The organism is Pelorhabdus rhamnosifermentans (genome assembly GCF_018835585.1).
Lineage (GTDB): Bacteria > Bacillota > Negativicutes > UMGS1260 > UMGS1260 > Pelorhabdus > Pelorhabdus rhamnosifermentans.
Genome location: NZ_JAHGVE010000075.1, coordinates 1 through 844 on the forward strand (window position 1 = coordinate 1; position 844 = coordinate 844).

The window sequence follows — 844 nt, forward strand, 5'->3', positions numbered from 1 at the left end:
TTTAACCGTTGCCGAAGCCGCAGTGAGTTTGGGAATTAGTCAGCGTCAGGTCATTCGATTAAAGAAGGGAGTACTTGCTCAAGGCGCTGAAGCTCTAATTCACAAAAACACCAACCGCAAACCAGCACATTCTTTTTCTCAATCAATTGTCGATAAAATCATTTCCTTAAAGCAATCCGAACTTTATCAATCAGCTAATTTCACCCATTTTCAAGAGCTGCTTCTACGACAAGAAGGCATTAAAATCAGCTACTCATCCCTTTATACCCTTCTTACTAATGCCGGTATTAAAAGCCCTAAGAAACGCCGCAGATTTAAGCCTCATCGTCGCCGTAAACGTAAAACCCAGCAAGGATTGCTCATTCAAATGGATGCCACTCCCTTTGAGTGGTTTGCTTCCAATGATAAATTTGCCCTTCACGGCGCTATTGATGATGCTACTGGCAAGATCGTTGGTCTTTATATGACCAAAAATGAATGCCTTCACGGCTACTGGGAGGTTATGCGCCAATGCATTCTCTCTCATGGCGTTCCTGTCGGCTTATATACTGACAGACATGCTATTTTTCTTTCCACTCTTGCCGGTAAACTTTCTATCGAAGATCAACTCTCTGGCAAGGTGGTCAATGACACTCAATTCGGCAGATCTATGGGCGAGCTTGGTATTACCCTGATTCCTGCTCGCTCACCACAGGCCAAAGGTCGCGTAGAACGTCTTTGGCAAACCCTACAAAGTCGCTTACCCGTTGAATTTAAGCTTGCTCACGTTTCAACCGTGGATCAAGCTAATGCTTTCCTAGCAAAATACATTTCCTTGTTCAATGACCAATTTTCTGTTCAACCT

1 protein-coding gene is annotated in these 844 nt (G+C 43.7%); it reads left to right on the plus strand.

The window, feature by feature from the left end:
- Nucleotides 1-844 (plus strand): ISNCY family transposase (locus Ga0466249_RS25795; RefSeq protein ID WP_215832369.1); only part of this gene is annotated, 844 nt, incomplete at both ends.